The following is an 18,160-nucleotide window of genomic DNA, read 5'->3' as shown; positions in this document are numbered from 1 at the left end:
AGAGCGATTTTAATTATGAGGTCGCAACGTTGGTCATGCTATTGTTGAGACTACATGAACCATGGATTGAACAGTTTGGAAAGCAGTAGTACTAGGAAAATGCCGTTAAAATAGTAGTTTTAACGGCATTTTTACGTTACATTTCTTTTAAACTCACTTCTTTCTTTTCGCCATCTTTCTCAATGTTGACACGTTTTTCGATATTAGCCTTATCGACATAGGATGATCTTGCCGTACCATAATTTGTTGTGGAACCTGTATAGCCCCAATAATTGTAATAATTGGTATAACCTGATACGTATGAATAGTTGTAAGAATTGGTGAAATCGAAGCTTGCCATGATCACGTAACTACCAGGCATCAGATCTGTAAATTCGAAATGGCCCTCATCGTCGTATACCTTGGCTTTTTTAACAGCATATCCGAAATCAGGATCTAATGGCACTTCCTGAACCTTTTTCTGTTTTCGTATCTTTGTTATTGACTTCCAGCCATTCTTCGTAATAAGGCGAGTTGGCGAAGAGTGTGATTTCTGTACCTTTGGGGGCATACTGCTTTTTTGCGGTATTTACGAGACCACCAAGTTTTTTTCCAGAGCTAGACCTTGCGTAAGCCGTCCCGATGATAACACTATTTCCTTGGGCTATCTGCTGGGCAGCTTGCTCTTTGTTGAATCTATTTTTTATAGGTTGATAGTCCAGCTCTTCGTTTACTGTAATTTCCCATTTTCCGTTACCCATGGACATCTCACGTTGCCATAACCGTCGATCTTTTTTATCGACGACGTAATTGTAGATGGCACCGGTACTCTCTTCCAAAAGTGTAACTAGCCAACTGTCGTGCTTGCCCGTTTTTGGGGAACCATAACTGTAGCTTTTTACATCCTTGATGGTGTAGTCTTCAACGAAAATGTCCGAATTACTATTGTAGTAGAATTGTGGAATGCGCGCTTTATAACCAAGATCTAAAGGGAGCGTTAAAATCAGGTGATCCATCCAGTTAAAATCTACAAATGGCTGAGTCGGATTTAAGCTAATATTTTTATCTTTTTTGGTTGTCTTCGAATAATAATTACCTGTAATTGTTTCGCCAAAGCTGAGGTTTAGCTTTGTTTCCTTTCCATCGCTGGTATAGCTAATAGGTTTAAGCGTTTTTGCATCTGCAACAGTGGTTCGCATCGAAGTCCATGCATTATCCTTCGGAACATAGGTATTGGTTAAAGTCAGCTGATTATTAGCGGCGATAATGTTATAGGTCAATGACCCTTGCTTATCCCAGTTGTTATCTTTGACATAATAGACAGTGTACAGCGATTTTTCTGGTTTAATATAGGTGGTGTTGATATCGCGACTACCCGGCGTGACGGTTTTCTGACAGACGCCAACAGCGGGAAGTAAACCTACACCCAAAACAAAGGCATATATTTTCATATGTGTGATCATATAGTTAATGAAAAACAAGCTGTTTTTTTTATTCGATTTATGTATCTAAGGTAATAAAAAACTTTTTGATTTTTGTCACTGTCGATTTATTCAACGACTTGCTGTTGGCGCGGATTTGAGGGAATATAGTCATGTCAACCATTTATCGCTTAGTGTTGTTCTAATTTTAAAGGAATTGCTTTTTGTAAAATTGTTATTCCCTTATTGGCGTATTTTTTATTGTTGCATAAGTGTAAGATATAGTATATGGAGAAACAACAAATCACTACGAAAAAAATCGAGGAATGGATTGCGGAGGGCTATGACATTCTTCAGGATGGAGAGTTAATTAAAGTTGAAGGTGATATACCCGAATTTTTGAAGCAATTCTCAGAAGATACAGCGGATACAGCACCTAAAATTTATTTATTGAAAGAGCTACTAACTTGGCCGGAGGAAGAACTCAAAAAGATATAAATAAGGTTAAACGGTGCGCTATTTTGAGTTTCTTGGTGTTTTGCGTTTCTTGGAAGACCAATTGAATATGTGTTATATTGCTGAAAGCCGTGAATGAGAGTGATAGAATAACCTGAACAGTAGAAGATTTGACCGGTTTAAAATCGGAATTATTCATTATATTTAGGTAAACCTAGTTAATTCGATATGTCATATCCTATTCCCGAAAATTTGAAAGGTCTTTCTCCAAGCGAGGTTGCTGCTGCTAGATATCAATATGGTTGGAATCAATTGAGCGAAAACCATAAAAGTACCTGGTTCGAACTACTTGTTGGGATTTTAAAGGAGCCGATGTTGATCCTGTTAATCGTCATCTCCGTTATTTATGTCCTTGTAGGGAATTATGGAGAGGCTGTATTTATGTTTGTTGCTATTGTTGCCGTCACGGCAATTTCTTTTTATCAGGATAACCGCAGCAAGAGAGCTTTAGAGGAAATAGAAAAGCTAAATGAACCATTAAGCACTCACTGTCATTCGAGGTGGTAAGGTTACTGAAATCCCGACTCATGAGATTGTTGTGGGGGATCTCTGTATTACCGAGGAAGGACGTATTATAAACGCCGATGGTTATATTTTACATAGTAACGATTTTTCTGTTAATGAATCTTCTTTGACAGGAGAGAGCTTTTCCGTATTTAAGGATAATAAATCCGAAGATAACATGGTGTATGGCGGAACCGTTACAGTTTCTGGACTTGCAGTCTTTGAAGTTACAAAAATTGGCAAAGAGACACGCGTGGGAAAGATCGGGGAGTCTATCAGTACCATCAAAGAAGAAATTTCCCCATTGCAACTGCAAATTCAAAAGTTTGTAAAAGCAATGGCCGTTATTGGTTTCGTAATTTTTTTGTTTGTCTGTCTATATAGCTTTATTGACAGCGGTAATTTTGTGACAAGCCTGCTCAGTGGGCTTACTTTGGCGATGTCAGTACTACCTGAAGAGATTCCTGTTGCATTCACCACATTTATGGCACTGGGTGCTTGGAAACTTATGCGTCAAGGGATTATAATCAAAAGAAGCAGTATTGTTGAGACATTGGGTAGCACCACAGTAATCTGTACGGATAAAACGGGAACCATTACCCAAAATTCAATGCAGTTGAAATACCTGTATAATTACGCTAGCGATGCCTCGTATAAACAGGAAGAATTTGGTGATCCAGTGCTGGGTGAACTTATCAATTACGCCATGTGGGGTAGTGAGCCTGTGCCCTTTGATCCGATGGAAATTACACTGCATAACATATACGAAAAAACGCAGCAGCAGGACCTTAGAAATGAATTCAAGCTATTCCATGAATATCCTCTGGAGGGCAAGCCGCCGATGATGACTCATCTTTTCGAAAATCGAGATAAAGAAAGAGTTATTGCTGCTAAGGGTGCTCCTGAGGCTATTCTTAGTGTCTCAATATTGCCCGAAAATGAGAAAAATAAAATTAGAGGTATTATTAAATCCTATGGAGCGCAGGGTTTTCGTTTGTTGGGCGTGGGCAAAGCGAAATTTGAAGGCGATAATTTTCCTACAAAGCAACAGGATTTTGCATTCGAATTTTTAGGACTGACCGTGTTTTACGATCCACCTAAAAAGGATATTGATAAAGTTTTCGAGCATATCTATGCTGCGGGGATTAAAGTTAAGATAATAACCGGTGATAATGCTGATACCACTAAGGCAATAGCGGCCCAGGCTGGAATTATTAGCTTAGCTCCGCCAATCGATGGCAGCGAAATAGTGAGCCGGTCGGAAGATGAAATGATCGCGTTAGCGGAGCAAACAACCTTATTTACGAGAATGTTCCCAGATGCTAAATTAGCCGTTGTAAATGCTCTGAAAAAGAAAGGTGAAGTCGTTGCTATGCTTGGCGATGGAGTAAATGATGGACCGGCGTTGAAAGCCGCTCATATCGGAGTGGCTATGGGGGATAAAGGTACTGAAATTGCAAAGTCAGCTGCAGCATTAATCATCACGAATGATGATTTAGAAAAGTTAATCATCGGTATAGCCGCCGGGAGAAGAATTTATGCAAACATCAAGAAGGCCGTTCAGTATATCATTTCTATTCATATCCCCATTATTTTAACCGTATCGCTCCCCTTGTTTTTGGGTTGGGTATTTCCGCACATTTTTAGCCCCGTTCATGTGATTTTTCTTGAGTTAGTGATGGGGCCTACTTGTTCGATTGTCTACGAAAACGAACCTATTGAAAAGGATACTATGAAACGTCCTCCCAGGGCTATGAGCGATACTTTTCTGAGTATCAAGGAGCTTGGTATAAGCATTGTTCAAGGGGTTGTTATTACGCTAGGGGTTCTATTTGTTTATCAACTTGCTGTTCAGCAGGGTAATACGGAAGAGAAAACAAGGGCAATGGTTTTTTCAACTTTAATATTTGCTAATATTTTGTTGAGTTATGCAAACAGATCTTTCCACTATAGTATCCTAGAAAGTTTTAAAAATCGAAATTTGTTGCTGTTGGGAATTTCGATCGCTGTGCTCTTATTTTTGGCTGCGATACTATATATAGCACCGGTGGCCGGCTTTTTTAATGTAACAGCGCTGAGCGGATATGAATTAGGCATGACCTTTGCCGTTGCCGCTGTATCTGTACTATGGTTCGAGGTTTATAAAATGTTTAGAAGAATAGCCCATCAAAAAGTCGAGCGTAAATGAACATACATGTAATTTTGGCATCGAAAAGAATGCTCAATCAAATTGGGGATATTACTGAATAAATTTTGAAGTGATTCCTCTTTTCTTGATATAGAAATTCAGCGCTCGTCCTGCTTCGGTGGGGCGATCTGTACTCAATATATCGGCACCACGGTCAATAAATCCTGCATAAACTTGAATGCCTTTTTTGTCGGCTTGTTTGTCCAAATTGCCAAGTGTGCCCAATATACACATGATACCATGATCGTGGAGCATTTTTGTCAACTCAGGATCCGCTTCTCGCGTTCCTACAAAGGCTAATAGGCGATTGTCTGGAATATCTTTTTCATTAAGCCTAGCAAGATCGTTCACGGTATTGATAGAAGCCGAAATCATTAAGTCTCCAGCGATACTATGGACTTTGGCTGCTTGGTTGGCGCTGTAGGTAATGATGACCACACTAGATTCTGCGCGTTGTTTACGAATCGCATGGATAACAGCTTCATAAGGAACATTATTTTTTATATCTAAGGTGAAAATTACCTTACCTTTTCCCCAAGATAGCGCTTCTTCCAGCGTTGGGATCTGATATGGTGTTATTTTTTTGTTGTTATCCAATAGACGTAGCTTTTTGAGTTCCGACAAGGTACTGGCGTTTACAGGTCCTCTGCCCGTGGTTGTACGATTTAACGTATTGTCATGCATTAATACCAATGCTGAATCTTTACTGAGGCGTACATCACACTCAATAATGACTGGTTGCAGGCTCGCATTATAAGAAAATGTTTCGATAGCATTCTCGGGGTATCCGGAGGTCGGGCCGCCGCGATGCAAACTGACCAAAGGATAGCGATTATCGTCATAGGTCAAAAACTGATACAGATCCTCCACATTTTGGAGCTGTATACGTTTGCCCACTGGCAAGCCATCCGTATTGTCTCCATGCCGAAAGCAACTGCTTAATATCAGGCAGATTAGCAAGAGGAAAAAGTGGGTGATACGAGAATTCATTGTTTATTTATTGTGCTCAATAATCAGATCGGCCAGTTCTTCGACGCTTGTATTTAATTGATCGATTGTTAGATGGGCTTGCGTATAATGAGGCTCTCTTTCGATCAGTTTTTCTTCAATAAATAAGCGGAGTTCTTCAGGTGATTTTCCGATCAGAATGGGTCTTTTGTGAAGTTTTGATTGTGAAAGCCTGTCAAATAGTGCTTTGGGAGACATTTGTAAATACACGGCATAACCATTTTCCTTAATCCAATCCATATTGTCGAAGAAACAAGGTGCACCGCCTCCTGTTGAGATTACAGCGGCTTTCTCCGCAAATTTACGCAATTGCTCGCGTTCCAATGCACGAAATGCATCTTCGCCATATTGCGCGAAATATTCAGTGATACTCATACCGATTTGCTTGACGATCTCCTCATCAGTGTCTATAAATGGCAGCGCTAGTTTACTGGCAAGTTTTTTACCAAGGGTAGTTTTTCCACTTCCCATATAACCAATTAAAAATATAGGTTTAGGCATATATGTTATTTGTCTTTACTTAGAAATTCATCTTCAATTGATTTGGCATCCGGGAAATTATTATAATGCCATTTTCCGATCACGTTCCCACCTTTTAAGAGCAGTACGCCCGGATTTGCTCTGACCATACTTTTCAGCGGAACTAGATCGGCGTAGAATATCTCCGCGATTAATTGCATTTCATCACTCAGATATTGAGCGTCTTTCGATGCTGACGCAGTTAACAGGACGACACGGAGTCCGTTATAATCCTTTGTTAATTGGATAGCTGCCTGATTGATCTTTTGGATGGCATCAATATTGGCCGTCGAAAGATCTTTTGCAACGATAATAAGATTGTAATAAGGATTAGCAATGATTTCTTGTGTGTGATCAGCTCCGTCTGCATCAGTGATCAAAAGATCTGGAATAGGGATATCATACCCCTTTTTGACTAATTTACTCTCAGGTTCGCCTACAATTTCCCATGATTCATCTTCCCATAGTTTATCAGCCATATAAGTTTTATCGTTGACCTTTTTAGTTTCGCCGGTCTTTTTATTTTTCATGGTATAGATTTGCTCAAACATATCCCCTTGTTTGCCTTCTGGCAATACCATTAATGAAGGTAAATTATTGCCAACCTTATAGGGTAGAAAGTCAATAAAAGGAAGGTAGTTTACTGTATAAATACCGATACCTAAGGAGATAACCACTGTAATCATTGTGGCAACAAATTGATTGCCTGATCCTTTGATAATCGATCGCAACTGTTTTCGGTTAAAAAATATTATTAGAATCAATGCCAGCAGTACGAGGTCTTTGGAAAATGATTGCCAAGGTGTGAGGGGGATTGCATCTCCAAAACATCCACAGGAGGTCACAACCTCAAAAAAAGCCGAATAGAATGTCAAAAAGGTGAAAAATAGGATCAACAGGAGTAGCCCCCAAGCAACCGTATTGGCATATACTCCCAGTAATAATAGTGCTCCTAATAGAATTTCAAAACCGCAGATCACAACAGCGATTGCGGTAGCATACTCATTAAAAGCTGTGAGATGAAACACCTCAAAGTATTCCTGCAGCTTATAGCCAAACCCTGTCGGGTCATTGGCTTTTATAAGACCTGAGAATATGAATAGAAGTCCGGTAAAAATTCGGCAAAACCCTAATAGGTAATTTGTTTTGTTGCGCTGCTGTGTCAATGTCATCATCCGGTTATTGTTGTGCTATTCCTAATTTAATCAATGCAAAAACTGCATAATTGAGCATATCCTGATAATTTGCATGAATACCCTCAGAAACAAGCGTTTGCCCGTCATTATCTTCGATTTGTTTCACTCGGTGTATTTTCATTAAGATCAGATCTGTCATGGAAGATACACGCATATCGCGCCAAGCTTCACCGTAATCATGATTTTTAGCGAGCATAAGATCTCTGGTTTCAGTCACCTTTTCGGTATATTTTTGGTTCACAAAGGTAGGATCCAAATTTTCTTCGCCATCTTCTCCCAAATCAATCTGAATCATGGCCATGACACAATAATTTATGATACCGATATATTCGTCAGTAATTCCCTCGCCTACTTTAGAAACTTTTTTGATTTCTAGTGTACGTATACGCTGAGCTTTGATATAAATCTGATCTGTAATGGAAGATAGGCGCATAATTCGCCAAGCTGTTCCATAATCTTTTGTTTTTTTTATAAATAAATCCTGACAATGTTTGATCACATTGTTATATTCCTGAATGGTATCCATATCGTTGATTGAAGAAAACTTGATGAGACAAGTTGTGATTACACTACAAATATAATTAGAAAATAATACTTCCGACGGTCAAATGAATGTACAATTTATGCTTTGTTGCTAAAATATAGATAATAATTTTGGATATTACCACAATATAAAGTTCGCAGGGTAAAGCACTGGGCAATGCTCAAATACATCGTGTAGATTTCTTGCTTTCTGTCTTCTAAAATGTTTAATTGGGATAGTTTTAAAAGAGTGGATTAGTTTGCCAACTTTAGTTCATAAAAAAATAAATTCATGGATTTTCAACAACCTGTTATTAGGAAAGTAAAGATCATTCGCTATGTACAGCCATTTCGGGAGGGAGGATCTTTACCGGCACTGGTCGATGCTGATGATGGCTTCAGTTATGTCATAAAATTTAGGGGTGCAGGGCAAGGGCGGAAGGCCCTCATCGCTGAATTGATTGGCGGAGAGCTGGCAAGACTGTTAAAACTGCGCGTCCCCGAAATTGTGTTTGCCGATTTGGACGAGTCCTTTGGTCGGACAGAGCCTGATGAAGAAATTCAGGATCTACTTAAATTCAGTGTGGGCAAAAACCTAGGCCTACATTTTCTGAGCGGAGCCATCACATTCGATGCAAATGTTGACGTTATTGCAGCGGAAGAAGCGTCCAAGATTGTATGGTTAGATTCACTCTTAATGAATGTGGACCGAACTGTTCGGAACACAAATATGCTGATATGGCACAAAGAACTTTGGTTAATAGATCATGGTGCTGCTTTATATTTCCATCACAGCTGGGATAACTGGGAGGAACAGTCGTTAAAGCCATTTGTTCAGATCAAAGATCACGTACTGTTAAAAAATGCCAGTAGGGTGGGGGAGATCGATGCGGAATATCGTTCACTTTTTACGGAGACGGTATTTCGTGACATATTAGCCGTGGTACCGGATGAGTGGTTGGAAGATTCCGAACGTGAACTTTCGGCGGCGGATGCGCGAGAAGTATATGTTTCTTTCTTGAAACGCCGTGTAGCCAATTCATCCATTTTTGTAAAGCAAATCGAAGATGCCAGAAAAGACGTTATATGAGTACGCTGTGGTACGTTTGATACCACGAGTGGAACGCGAGGAATTTATTAACGTAGGTGTAGCTCTGTATTGTCGCAAGTACCGGTATGCGAAAATGATTTATTTTGTCAATGAACAGAAAGCGCGGTCGCTTTGTCCGGATATTGAATTGGAAATGATTGAAAATCATCTGTCTTCTTTCCAGCGAATCTGTCATGGAGAAAGAAATGCGGGCAAACTTGCTGAGCTGGATATCACCGAACGTTTTCGTTGGTTGACAGCCAAGCGGAGTACCTTAATCCAATGTTCGGCCTCACATCCCGGTTTGTGTGAAGATCCAGAAGTTACATTGAGAGCGTTGTTTGAGCGTTTGGTTCTTTAGGCCAAACGATTTATTCCATCAGCGAGCGGATTTAAAGTGATGGTCAAAGCCGTTAAGTTTTTTAGTATAAGGCTTAATCTATCAATATTGTATAGTATATTTGTTTCAATAAATTAGTGAAGATGCATGATTTTTATCAACATATCTATGAGCAGCAATTGGCTGTTTTAGAAATGCCTTCTAATAAGAAGATCTGTGGATGGGCTATCCGAATTTTGGATGTGCTCTTTCCGGAACGAAATTCAGGCGATATGAAATCTGTCGATGATGTGAAGCTCGCTTTTGAGCAATTTGAATTGGAACTGGAGCAGCTTTTGAGCAAATCCAAAGCTTGTCAAAGCTGCAATCATTCGGACGTAGCGCATAAATTCTTTGAACGGATTCCACAACTTTATGAACTGATGTGCTGGGATGCCGATGCATTGATGGACGGGGATCCCGCAGCGCAGAACAAGAGAGAGGTCGTACGTACTTATCCTGGTTTTTTTGCGATCTGTATTTTCCGGATGGCCAATGAACTACATCGTTTGGGTGTTCCTTTGATACCACGTATATTGACGGAGCATGCTCATTCCAAAACTGGAATAGATATCCATCCTGGAGCAACGATAGGGCATCATTTGCATATTGATCACGGAACCGGACTGGTTGTTGGTGAAACTTGTACTATTGGTAATTATGTAAAGCTTTATCAGGGGGTAACTTTAGGCGCACTGAGTGTGGATAAGGTTTTTTCCAATGTAAAGCGCCATCCGACTATAGGTGATCATGTCATTATCTATTCCGGTGCTACCATTCTTGGCGGCGAAACACAGATCGGGCATCATTCGGTGATTGGCGGTAATGTGTGGTTGACAAGTTCTGTAGAGCCGTATACCACGGTATATCATCAAGCTACATCAAAGTTTATAGATTCGAAACCAATAAATTAAATACCATGGGAAATATCATAGATACGATTGGAAATACGCCATTAGTCGAGATTACGCAATTCCATACAAACCCGAAGGTGAAGATTTTTGCGAAAATGGAGGGTAATAATCCCGCTGGTTCTGTTAAAGATCGTGCGGCGCTCAATATGATCCGTTCAGCGATGGAACGTGGCGATATTACACAGGATAGCAAATTAATTGAGGCAACGAGTGGTAACACAGGAATCGCACTGGCTATGATTGCAGGTATATATGGGCTGAGCCTGGAACTTGTGATGCCCGCTTCTTCCACCCGCGAGCGAACGCTTACAATGGAGGCGTATGGAGCGAAAGTTACCCTGTTGGAATCGATGGAAATATGCCGTGATTATGCGGAAGAAAAGGCTGAAAAAGAGGGCTATTATATATTGAATCAATTTGCAAATCCAGATAATTACCAAGCACATATCAAGACCACAGGTCCTGAAATCTGGCGTGACACAGATGGCAAGATTACACATTTTGTCAGCGCCATGGGCACCACGGGGACAATCATGGGTAACTCCATCTATCTGAAAGAAAAGAATGCAGCCATTCAGATTGTAGGTTGCCAGCCTACTGCAGAATCATCCATACCAGGTATACGGCGTTGGCCCGAGGCCTATTTACCTAAGATTTTTGATCCGCGCAGAGTAGATCGTGTTCTAGATATATCCCAACAGGAGGCAACTGAGCTTGCTCGGGAGCTTGTTAAGCGCGAAGGTGTTTTTGCGGGGATGAGTACGGGGGGAGCTTTAGCCGGAGCACTTAAAATTGCGAATGAAATTGAAGCGGGCGTCATTGTATTTATTGCCTGCGATCGCGGTGACCGTTACTTGAGTTCGGATCTTTTCGGCTAAAAAATCACATAAAAAATGCCCGGCCCACTATGAAATTCGGCTAATTTTAACCCAATCTTAGTGGGCTTTTTCGAATTCAGCGTCATGCCCAAAGGTTATGAGGTTGCTGTCGGGGTCCAAAATTGAAAATTCACGCTGCCCCCAAGGCTTGGTGTCAAGTTTTCCATTAGGGTGTATAGTTACGTTGTTTTCCTGAAAAGATTGATACAAGCGGTCAATATCGTCTGTACGTACGTACACCATACCATAGTTTTCTTCGGGTGAAAGTTCTTTAAATTCAAAAAAATGGATTTCAATATGGTCTTTTTTTAGCATCAGATAACCCTCGTATTCGACGTTCCCGATCAATGAAAAACCAAGTTGATGTACGTAAAAATCCTTTGTAATGGATTTATCGCGCATCGGTAGTTTGGGGTGAATGGCGGTCAGTTTCATCTGTATATATAAATAAAGTCTTGTTAATTGAATTCTGTTAGTTACCTTTCAGAGATAGTTATTTACCGTACCTCAACATAATCATATCTTTCAATAACTGGCCATTTTCATATATAGGCCGCTCATAATTTTTGATAAAAAAGTCTTTACGAATTCCGTATTTAACAAATCCATTTCGTTCATAGAAACGAATTTGTGCTATTCCGCAATCTGCGGTACCTACAATCAGGTTAGCATATTGCTGGTAATTGGCCTTAATAAAATCAAGCAATTGACTTCCGAGTCCCCTGCCTTGAAATGCTGGAGATACGGCGATGTTTTTAATTTCCAACGTTTCTGAATCGACCGGATATAAACAAAAAACAGCAATCGGCATTTTCACTTCATATACGACATAAACGAGGGAGTCGTAAAGGTATTTATCGATTGCATGTATTGTTTCGTCTGCTAAGAGCAACAAATCATAAGGGTATTCCTTATGATTTGTAATATGCTTTATTTGAAAGCGATTGTGCACGGATAGGAAATCGTAATTTCTGTGAACCTAAAGCTCGGACTAATTGAAATGATATAAAAAGATCACGTCACCTACGTAAGCCGGTTTTGCACTGTCTTTGATTTTTAATGTAGCTTCGATAGTTACCTTGATAACACCTCTTAAATTGACGACAGACTTTACCAGTGTATGTAGCTGCACTGCATTGTCAACCAAAACGGGCTGTGCAAAACGTAGGTTTTCGATCCCATAATTAATTTCCATTTTGACATTTCTTACTTCAGCTATTTGTTTCCATAAATAGGGAATGAGAGACAACGTCAGATAGCCATGAGCGATAGTTGACTTAAAAGGGCTATCAGTTTTTGCTTTTTCACTATCTAAATGAATCCATTGATGGTCGAGTGTTGCATCCGCAAATTGATTAATTTGTTTTTGATCAATAACATGCCATTGGGATTCGCCTAATGATTTTCCCTCAAAGGCTTTGTACTCTTCATAATTGTTAATTATTGTCATATATAATCTTTTTATCGCGTTTTGTTTTTGTCAGTCCCCGCTATGTATGGTGAAGGGAGGACGAATTTGTGGCTAAATATAACTATACTTTTAAGAATCCTAAAGCTATCCTTTATTTAAAAGGTAATGGAGTTATGCATTTTGTGTATTCGCATACGTGTTTTCTACGTAAGATCTGAAATTTTCGAGTATGGCCTTCCATCCATTACGCTGCATATCAATCGAATTTTCAGATTCAGCATCGAAAATTATGGTGACTTCAGTTACAGATTTTTTAGCATTGAAGTTGACTTCAACATGACGTCCGTCAGGCATGACATAGGCTATTTTTTTAAAAGGCTCTAGTGCGGTATAGCTGCCTTCAAAATCAAACCCCATCGAACTATCTTTTGCTTCCATTCTATTTTTGAACTTTCCTCCAATGCGTAAGTCATTGATTGAACTTGTGCAGTGCCAATCATCTGAGGCATGGTTCCATTGCATGATATCTTCTGCCGAGTTATATGCATTCCAGACCGTTTCTACGCGCACGTCGATAGCAGTTTCAATTTTTATCTGTTCCATATAATGTGACTTTGTTTTCTATGTTAATACATGTTTTTTACGTTAATAACAGGGAAATTTGTGTTTTGTTATATCTGTTTCTAGATAATTGTCAAGATATAATAAAGAGGGTAAAATGTGAACTTATTTTAGTGCAATCAAACGGTTTCTCTTAAAGTTTGTTACCTTTAAGAGATGTAAGACTTAAATACGATTTATATGACCTTCAAATTCCTTATTATCTCGTTTTTCCTGTTTTCGCCAAGTTTGATTTTTGCGCAGCACTATAAAACGACAACCGATGTTGCGTATTGCAAACCTAACGAGGCGAATTCTTATAAGAAAGAACGTTGTAAATTGGATATTTATATCCCGACAGATCGTAAAAATTTTGCTACCATTGTTTGGTTTCATGGGGGGGGATTAGAAGAGGGGAATAAATTTATTCCACTTGAACTTAAAGAGAAAGGTGTGGCGGTTATAGCGGTCAATTATCGATTAAGTCCTAAAGCGAAAGCCCCCGAATATATTGAAGATGCTGCAGAAGCTGTTGCCTGGGCATTCTCAAACATTGCCAATTATGGTGGAGATCCTTCAAAAATTTATGTATCGGGACATTCGGCGGGTGGGTATTTGGCTTTAATGGTAGGATTAGATAAGCAATATCTTCAAAAATTTGGTGTTGATGCAGATCGTATAAAAGGCCTGGCGCCAATCAGTGGACAGACTAATACACATTATACAATAAAAAAGGAACGTGGACAATCGATGGTGATCCCTCAGATTGATGAGTTTGCACCACTTTCATTTGTACGTAAAGATGCGCCGCCCATCCTCCTGATCACCGGCGATCAACAATTGGAAATGGCTGCGCGGTTCGAGGAAAATGCACATTTGGCAGCAATATTAAAGCAGGTTGGGCATACAAAAACCTCACTCTATCAGCTGCAGGGCTTCGACCATGGTGGTGTATATGCGCCTGCCTGTCTGCTGATGCTTAACTGGATTAGACAAATGGAAAAGTAGATTTATGTATTTAAATAGCGGGTCAAAATAGGCCTCATTATAATATCATAAACAAAAAATAAAATACTACAATTGTTCATTCAAAAATTCTACCGACATTTACTTCAGAAATAACGTATATAGTTACTTCGCAAATTTCAATCCGTTATGTGGACAAAACGCGGCATCGTATTTATAATCTGTATTCTGGGGCTTTTTTTTGTTCCGAATAGGTTATTTGGCTGCCATGCGTCGTCCGAAAAAAACAGTCAGGAAGAGAAATCATGTTGTCTTGATGAAACGCAAAAGACAAGAGACACAGCAACCGTCGATTGTTGTAACGATGATGGAGCCGAGCCGGCGGCTTCAGACGATCGGGTAGATGACTGCAGTAAGCGCTGTGGAGAAAAGTCTTGCCGTGTCTCCTTTCAATATAGTTTCATTGTGTCAGTAATCGAAGCTCCACAGATTTTACCGGCGCATGCCGACGCTTCAAGCTCCTATGCGCGCTATAAGCAACCTTTTTGTACAGATATATATTTTTCCATTTGGCAGCCCCCTCAGCTTGCTCAACGATAGACGGATAGCCTATGCTATGTCTTTTTAGATAGGTTTTCTGCCCAATCCCGATTTATTTAGCTTATGAAAATCCCTTTGGATCTATCGGATTCAATGCATACATGCATTGATTGCTGTACCGTGATTTTCATCAATATACATTTATATACAACACATCATAATCATGAAATTAATTTCATTACTTGGTTTGGTAATCTCGGTATTACTATCCACTCAATATACATATGGACAAATAAAAAATCCAAAGACAGCTACAGTAAAGATCTTAGGAAACACTACGGCTGTTAAAAAGATAATTGAAAAAGTTGGCAGCGATGGACACAATGCGATCGTTGACTGGCATGCGACATCCAAACTAGCATCTATTACTTATGATCCTTCAAAAACAAGTGCTGATGAAGTTCTTAAGCGTATAGCATTGGCAGGCTTCGACAATGAAAAGTTCCTGGCTCCAGCTGATGTTTATGCGCAATTGGCTAAAGCTGAGCAATATGAACGCGTGCTAAAACCAGCATCAAAAAATCGAGCTGAGCAGCAGGTCGATCATAATAAGCATAATCAGGGCGGCCAAACAACAGATAATGCTTCCCATGTTCACCCTTCGAAGATAACAGAGCCTGGTATACAGAAAACAGCGTTTGGCCAGTTGGCAAACCATTATTTGGGGTTAAAAGATGCTTTGGTGAAGACCGATGCACAGGGAGCTGCAGTCAAAGCCACCGCGTTGAAGGAAGCGATAAAGGCCGTCGATATGAATAAACTTACTCCTTCCGAACATACGGTTTGGAAGAAGGTGATGAATAGTTTAGCAGCTGATGCATCGGGCATCGCCCAAAATAAAGATGTGGCTAAGCAACGCGTGACTTTTGCTTCTCTTTCAAACGCTTTGTATGAACTTCTGAGAGTGAGTAAATTGGATGGGCCTATTTATTATCAGCATTGTCCCATGTATGCTAATGGCAAGGGTGCGCATTGGCTCAGTAAAGAGAACGCGATAAAAAATCCTTTCTATGGGGCGCAAATGATCAGTTGTGGAAGTACTGTAGAAACGTTAAACTAATCGCCCTCTCTATGAATTATTGTTCGAGGTCGATCCACCAGTATGGGGTATGACCTATGAGTAACGCAATACCAATTAAGTATGTGAATGAAGATGAGTAAAAAGAGTAATATATTAACTGTTGTTTTATTATTGATGGCCCACCTGACGGTGCTGGCCCAGAAAGTGGTTCGTCATGACCTGTATGTACGGGACACCATTGTCAACTATGCCGGCAAATCAAAACGGGCAATCGCTGTAAACGGACAGATTCCGATGCCTACCTTGACTTTTACAGAAGGAGATACGGCGGAAATTGTAGTTCACAATGAGTTAAAGGAGAGTACGTCGCTACATTGGCATGGTATTTTTTTGCCGAACAGAGAAGACGGTGTACCGCATTTGACGCAGGAGCCGATAAAACCAAATTCATCTTACACCTATCGTTTTCCGATAATCCAGCACGGTACACATTGGTATCACTCGCATTCAGGCCTTCAGGAACAGGTTGGTATGTATGGTAGCCTGATTCTCAACAAGCGTGCAGACGATAAGACTTTCCGCAAAGGAATTGATGATTTACCCGCGATTCCTGTCATATTGAGTGAATGGACAAATTACAATCCAGACAATATTCAGCGGATGCTGCATACAGCAAACGATTGGGCCGCGATAAAAAAAGGTTCAACACAATCTTACGTTGAAGCTATTCAAGAAGGAAAGTTTAAGACAAAAGTTACGAATGAATGGAAACGTCAGCTCGCGATGGATGTCAGTGATGTGTATTATGATAAAGTCTTGATGAACGGGTCTCATTCTACAGATTTAAAGTCGGTGAATGGTAAAGGTTTAAAAGCAGGAGATAAAGTGCGTTTACGAATTTCCAATGGTGGTGCTTCGTCTTATTTTTGGCTGCGTTATGCCGGTGGCAAAATTACCGTCGTTGCCAATGATGGGAATGATGTAGTACCGGTGGAGGTCGATCGATTAATGATTGCTGTATCGGAGACTTATGATGTTGTTGTAACCATTCCGAATGAAGGTACAGCTTACGAATTCATAGCAACAACAGAAGATCGAACGCAATCTGCAAGCTATTTTATCGGTAATGGTATCAAACAGTTGATTTCCCCTCTTCCTCGCCTTAAATATTTTGAAGGTATGAAGATGATGAACGATATGATGAAGATGAATGGGGATCTCAATGATATGGGCATGAAGATGAGTCTGAATCAGATGGATATGAATGTGGTGATGTATCCCGAAATTACAGGTGATGGAAAGAAAAAAGAAGATCACAGTAAACATAGCGGTATGAATCATGGACAAATGAACATGGACGAAGATCCCAATCGTTATAATGCCAATGCATTGGGCGATATTGTCACGCTAAACTATGCGATGTTGGAATCTCCTCAAGCGACTGAACTGCCTAAAGAAGCGCCGATACGAGATCTTAAATTTACGCTTACGGGAAATATGAGCCGTTATGTATGGAGCATGGACAATAAAATTCTTTCTGAGACGGATAAGATACCTGTAAAAAAGGGCGAGGTATTGCGCATTACCATCTATAATAACTCAATGATGCGTCATCCAATACATCTGCATGGCTTTGACTTTAGATTGTTAAATGGAAAAGGATCAAAAGCGCCGTTGAAAAATGTGGTGGATATCATGCCCATGGAGACGGATACGATCGAATTCTTAGCGAATGAAGAAGGGGACTGGTTTTTTCATTGCCATATCCTGTATCATATGATGGCTGGGATGAATCGCGTGTTTGCTGTGGATGATTATAAAAACCCCAATCTTCCTAACAAAGCCAAAGCCTACAAAGAATTGCAAATGGAAAGTAATATGACCCATTTTATGGCGCAAAATGATTTTGCAACCAATGGAAATGACGGTCAGGCCATGTTTCAGAATGCACGTTGGCAGCTCGGTTCCGAATGGCGATTGGGGTACAACGATATGCACGGCTATGAAGTAGAAACCCACCTGGGAAGATACCTTGGGAAGATGCAATGGTTTATGCCATTTGTAGGTTTTGATTATCGTTATCGTCGAATGGGGGAGGATGAACATGAGAAAAATATTTTTGGACAGGCTAATAAAAAAGATAGTCGCAAAGCTTTGAGTCTGGGTTTTATGTATACTTTACCGATGTTAGTTAATTTTCAGGCGGAGGTGTATCACGATGGTATTGTGCGGTTACAGCTTATGCGTGAAGATATTCCGATCTCCAGAAGGATCCGTGGTGATTTTATGGTCAATTCAGATCTTGAATATATGATGGGGCTAAACTATGTCATCACCAAAAATATGGCCTTTAGAACGCATTATGATAGTGATATGGGTTTTGGTGTGGGCTTGTCATTAAATTATTAAAAGCGTCGTAGATCTTATTTAATCTTTTTTGTTCGGAAG

21 protein-coding genes are annotated in these 18,160 nt (G+C 40.0%); 11 read left to right on the top strand and 10 right to left on the bottom strand.

The genetic code is table 11. The annotated features are described in order from the left end of the window. Positions 1-136 precede the first annotated feature (136 nt). Positions 137-445, bottom strand: a complete 309-nt coding sequence (locus QE382_RS20180) for a hypothetical protein (protein ID WP_307187509.1) — start codon at positions 443-445, stop codon at positions 137-139. Further along, positions 429-1,430, bottom strand: a complete 1,002-nt coding sequence (locus QE382_RS20175) for a DUF3108 domain-containing protein (RefSeq protein WP_307187508.1) — start codon at positions 1,428-1,430, stop codon at positions 429-431. Before QE382_RS20175 ends, QE382_RS20180 begins: the two co-directional genes overlap by 17 nt. A gap of 258 nt (positions 1,431-1,688) precedes the next feature. On the opposite strand from QE382_RS20175, the gene QE382_RS20170 reads away from it, so the two are divergent. From QE382_RS20170 to QE382_RS20160, 3 genes are all read left to right on the top strand, one after another. After that, complete coding sequence (locus QE382_RS20170; RefSeq protein ID WP_294347653.1) at positions 1,689-1,898, top strand: hypothetical protein; 210 nt, start codon at positions 1,689-1,691, stop codon at positions 1,896-1,898. Positions 1,899-2,084: 186 nt separating this feature from the next. Beyond that, the gene (locus QE382_RS20165) at positions 2,085-2,423 is read left to right on the top strand and encodes a cation-transporting P-type ATPase (RefSeq protein ID WP_307187507.1); all 339 of its coding nucleotides are present in this window, start codon (positions 2,085-2,087) and stop codon (positions 2,421-2,423) included. A gap of 31 nt (positions 2,424-2,454) precedes the next feature. Then, positions 2,455-4,608, top strand: coding sequence for a cation-translocating P-type ATPase (locus QE382_RS20160; protein ID WP_307187506.1), 2,154 nt, complete (start codon positions 2,455-2,457; stop codon positions 4,606-4,608). Between the two features lie 51 nt (positions 4,609-4,659). Here QE382_RS20160 and QE382_RS20155 read toward each other — a convergent pair whose 3' ends face one another. The 4 genes from QE382_RS20155 to QE382_RS20140 are packed head-to-tail and all read right to left on the bottom strand — an operon-like array spanning position 4,660 to position 7,857. Further along, positions 4,660-5,598 carry a glycerophosphodiester phosphodiesterase family protein gene (locus QE382_RS20155; RefSeq protein ID WP_307187505.1) on the bottom strand — a complete coding sequence of 313 codons (939 nt, stop codon included), beginning with the start codon at positions 5,596-5,598 and terminating at the stop codon, positions 4,660-4,662. A gap of 3 nt (positions 5,599-5,601) precedes the next feature. After that, a complete protein-coding gene (locus QE382_RS20150) occupies positions 5,602-6,117 on the bottom strand; it encodes a shikimate kinase (protein ID WP_307187504.1) in 516 nt (171 codons plus the stop codon). 5 nt (positions 6,118-6,122) lie between these two features. Next, entirely contained in the window at positions 6,123-7,310 is a 1,188-nt protein-coding gene (locus QE382_RS20145; protein ID WP_307187502.1) for a BT_3928 family protein, read from the bottom strand. Positions 7,311-7,314: 4 nt separating this feature from the next. Then, positions 7,315-7,857: a DUF1599 domain-containing protein gene (locus tag QE382_RS20140; protein ID WP_307187501.1), complete on the bottom strand. Its 543-nt coding sequence runs from the start codon at positions 7,855-7,857 to the stop codon at positions 7,315-7,317. 288 nt (positions 7,858-8,145) lie between these two features. On the opposite strand from QE382_RS20140, the gene QE382_RS20135 reads away from it, so the two are divergent. The 4 genes from QE382_RS20135 to cysM all read left to right on the top strand — a co-directional run bounded on the left by QE382_RS20135 (position 8,146) and on the right by cysM (position 11,114). Further along, the gene (locus QE382_RS20135) at positions 8,146-8,943 is read left to right on the top strand and encodes a HipA family kinase (protein ID WP_307187500.1); all 798 of its coding nucleotides are present in this window, start codon (positions 8,146-8,148) and stop codon (positions 8,941-8,943) included. Next, positions 8,921-9,304, top strand: coding sequence for a DUF3037 domain-containing protein (locus QE382_RS20130; RefSeq protein WP_307187499.1), 384 nt, complete (start codon positions 8,921-8,923; stop codon positions 9,302-9,304). Before QE382_RS20135 ends, QE382_RS20130 begins: the two co-directional genes overlap by 23 nt. Before the next feature lie 122 nt (positions 9,305-9,426). Then, positions 9,427-10,236: a serine O-acetyltransferase gene (locus QE382_RS20125; protein ID WP_209576764.1), complete on the top strand. Its 810-nt coding sequence runs from the start codon at positions 9,427-9,429 to the stop codon at positions 10,234-10,236. A gap of 5 nt (positions 10,237-10,241) precedes the next feature. Further along, the gene (cysM, locus tag QE382_RS20120; RefSeq protein ID WP_307187498.1) at positions 10,242-11,114 is read left to right on the top strand and encodes a cysteine synthase CysM; all 873 of its coding nucleotides are present in this window, start codon (positions 10,242-10,244) and stop codon (positions 11,112-11,114) included. Positions 11,115-11,171: 57 nt separating this feature from the next. Here the strand turns inward: cysM and QE382_RS20115 are convergent, their stop codons facing one another. The 4 genes from QE382_RS20115 to QE382_RS20100 form a co-directional block, all read right to left on the bottom strand. After that, entirely contained in the window at positions 11,172-11,549 is a 378-nt protein-coding gene (locus tag QE382_RS20115) for a bleomycin resistance protein (RefSeq protein WP_307187497.1), read from the bottom strand. 58 nt (positions 11,550-11,607) lie between these two features. After that, positions 11,608-12,009, bottom strand: a complete 402-nt coding sequence (locus tag QE382_RS20110) for a GNAT family N-acetyltransferase (RefSeq protein ID WP_307187496.1) — start codon at positions 12,007-12,009, stop codon at positions 11,608-11,610. Between the two features lie 96 nt (positions 12,010-12,105). Continuing rightward, complete coding sequence (locus QE382_RS20105; protein WP_293884415.1) at positions 12,106-12,564, bottom strand: MaoC family dehydratase; 459 nt, start codon at positions 12,562-12,564, stop codon at positions 12,106-12,108. Positions 12,565-12,696: 132 nt separating this feature from the next. Then, a complete protein-coding gene (locus tag QE382_RS20100) occupies positions 12,697-13,128 on the bottom strand; it encodes an SRPBCC domain-containing protein (RefSeq protein ID WP_307187495.1) in 432 nt (143 codons plus the stop codon). 198 nt (positions 13,129-13,326) lie between these two features. Between QE382_RS20100 and QE382_RS20095 the strand changes: the two genes are divergently transcribed. The 4 genes from QE382_RS20095 (at position 13,327) to QE382_RS20080 (ending at position 18,121) form a co-directional block, all read left to right on the top strand. Beyond that, a complete protein-coding gene (locus tag QE382_RS20095) occupies positions 13,327-14,133 on the top strand; it encodes an alpha/beta hydrolase (RefSeq protein ID WP_307187494.1) in 807 nt (268 codons plus the stop codon). Between the two features lie 147 nt (positions 14,134-14,280). Continuing rightward, positions 14,281-14,691, top strand: a complete 411-nt coding sequence (locus tag QE382_RS20090; protein ID WP_307187493.1) for a hypothetical protein — start codon at positions 14,281-14,283, stop codon at positions 14,689-14,691. A gap of 163 nt (positions 14,692-14,854) precedes the next feature. Beyond that, entirely contained in the window at positions 14,855-15,751 is an 897-nt protein-coding gene (locus QE382_RS20085; RefSeq protein ID WP_307187492.1) for a DUF3347 domain-containing protein, read from the top strand. A gap of 93 nt (positions 15,752-15,844) precedes the next feature. Continuing rightward, positions 15,845-18,121: a multicopper oxidase family protein gene (locus QE382_RS20080; RefSeq protein ID WP_307187491.1), complete on the top strand. Its 2,277-nt coding sequence runs from the start codon at positions 15,845-15,847 to the stop codon at positions 18,119-18,121. Positions 18,122-18,160 lie beyond the last annotated feature (39 nt).

This window comes from Sphingobacterium zeae (assembly GCF_030818895.1).
GTDB lineage: Bacteria > Bacteroidota > Bacteroidia > Sphingobacteriales > Sphingobacteriaceae > Sphingobacterium > Sphingobacterium zeae.
Note: the sequence above shows the minus strand (reverse complement) of the source record. Positions and strands in the feature narration are given on the sequence as shown.

What these genes read in the sequence shown, in the direction of transcription:
- QE382_RS20165 (WP_307187507.1), top strand. Translation starts at nt 2,085, where the DNA reads ATGTCATATCCTATTCCCGAAAATTTGAAAGGTCTTTCTCCAAGCGAG.
- QE382_RS20100 (WP_307187495.1), bottom strand. Translation starts at nt 13,128, where the DNA reads ATGGAACAGATAAAAATTGAAACTGCTATCGACGTGCGCGTAGAAACG.
- QE382_RS20090 (WP_307187493.1), top strand. Translation starts at nt 14,281, where the DNA reads ATGTGGACAAAACGCGGCATCGTATTTATAATCTGTATTCTGGGGCTT.
- QE382_RS20085 (WP_307187492.1), top strand. Translation starts at nt 14,855, where the DNA reads ATGAAATTAATTTCATTACTTGGTTTGGTAATCTCGGTATTACTATCC.
- QE382_RS20080 (WP_307187491.1), top strand. Translation starts at nt 15,845, where the DNA reads ATGAGTAAAAAGAGTAATATATTAACTGTTGTTTTATTATTGATGGCC.
- QE382_RS20095 (WP_307187494.1), top strand. Translation starts at nt 13,327, where the DNA reads ATGACCTTCAAATTCCTTATTATCTCGTTTTTCCTGTTTTCGCCAAGT.
- QE382_RS20170 (WP_294347653.1), top strand. Translation starts at nt 1,689, where the DNA reads ATGGAGAAACAACAAATCACTACGAAAAAAATCGAGGAATGGATTGCG.
- QE382_RS20130 (WP_307187499.1), top strand. Translation starts at nt 8,921, where the DNA reads ATGCCAGAAAAGACGTTATATGAGTACGCTGTGGTACGTTTGATACCA.
- QE382_RS20175 (WP_307187508.1), bottom strand. Translation starts at nt 1,430, where the DNA reads ATGAAAATATATGCCTTTGTTTTGGGTGTAGGTTTACTTCCCGCTGTT.
- QE382_RS20135 (WP_307187500.1), top strand. Translation starts at nt 8,146, where the DNA reads ATGGATTTTCAACAACCTGTTATTAGGAAAGTAAAGATCATTCGCTAT.
- QE382_RS20145 (WP_307187502.1), bottom strand. Translation starts at nt 7,310, where the DNA reads ATGATGACATTGACACAGCAGCGCAACAAAACAAATTACCTATTAGGG.
- cysM (WP_307187498.1), top strand. Translation starts at nt 10,242, where the DNA reads ATGGGAAATATCATAGATACGATTGGAAATACGCCATTAGTCGAGATT.
- QE382_RS20125 (WP_209576764.1), top strand. Translation starts at nt 9,427, where the DNA reads ATGCATGATTTTTATCAACATATCTATGAGCAGCAATTGGCTGTTTTA.
- QE382_RS20115 (WP_307187497.1), bottom strand. Translation starts at nt 11,549, where the DNA reads ATGAAACTGACCGCCATTCACCCCAAACTACCGATGCGCGATAAATCC.
- QE382_RS20155 (WP_307187505.1), bottom strand. Translation starts at nt 5,598, where the DNA reads ATGAATTCTCGTATCACCCACTTTTTCCTCTTGCTAATCTGCCTGATA.
- QE382_RS20150 (WP_307187504.1), bottom strand. Translation starts at nt 6,117, where the DNA reads ATGCCTAAACCTATATTTTTAATTGGTTATATGGGAAGTGGAAAAACT.
- QE382_RS20140 (WP_307187501.1), bottom strand. Translation starts at nt 7,857, where the DNA reads ATGGATACCATTCAGGAATATAACAATGTGATCAAACATTGTCAGGAT.
- QE382_RS20105 (WP_293884415.1), bottom strand. Translation starts at nt 12,564, where the DNA reads ATGACAATAATTAACAATTATGAAGAGTACAAAGCCTTTGAGGGAAAA.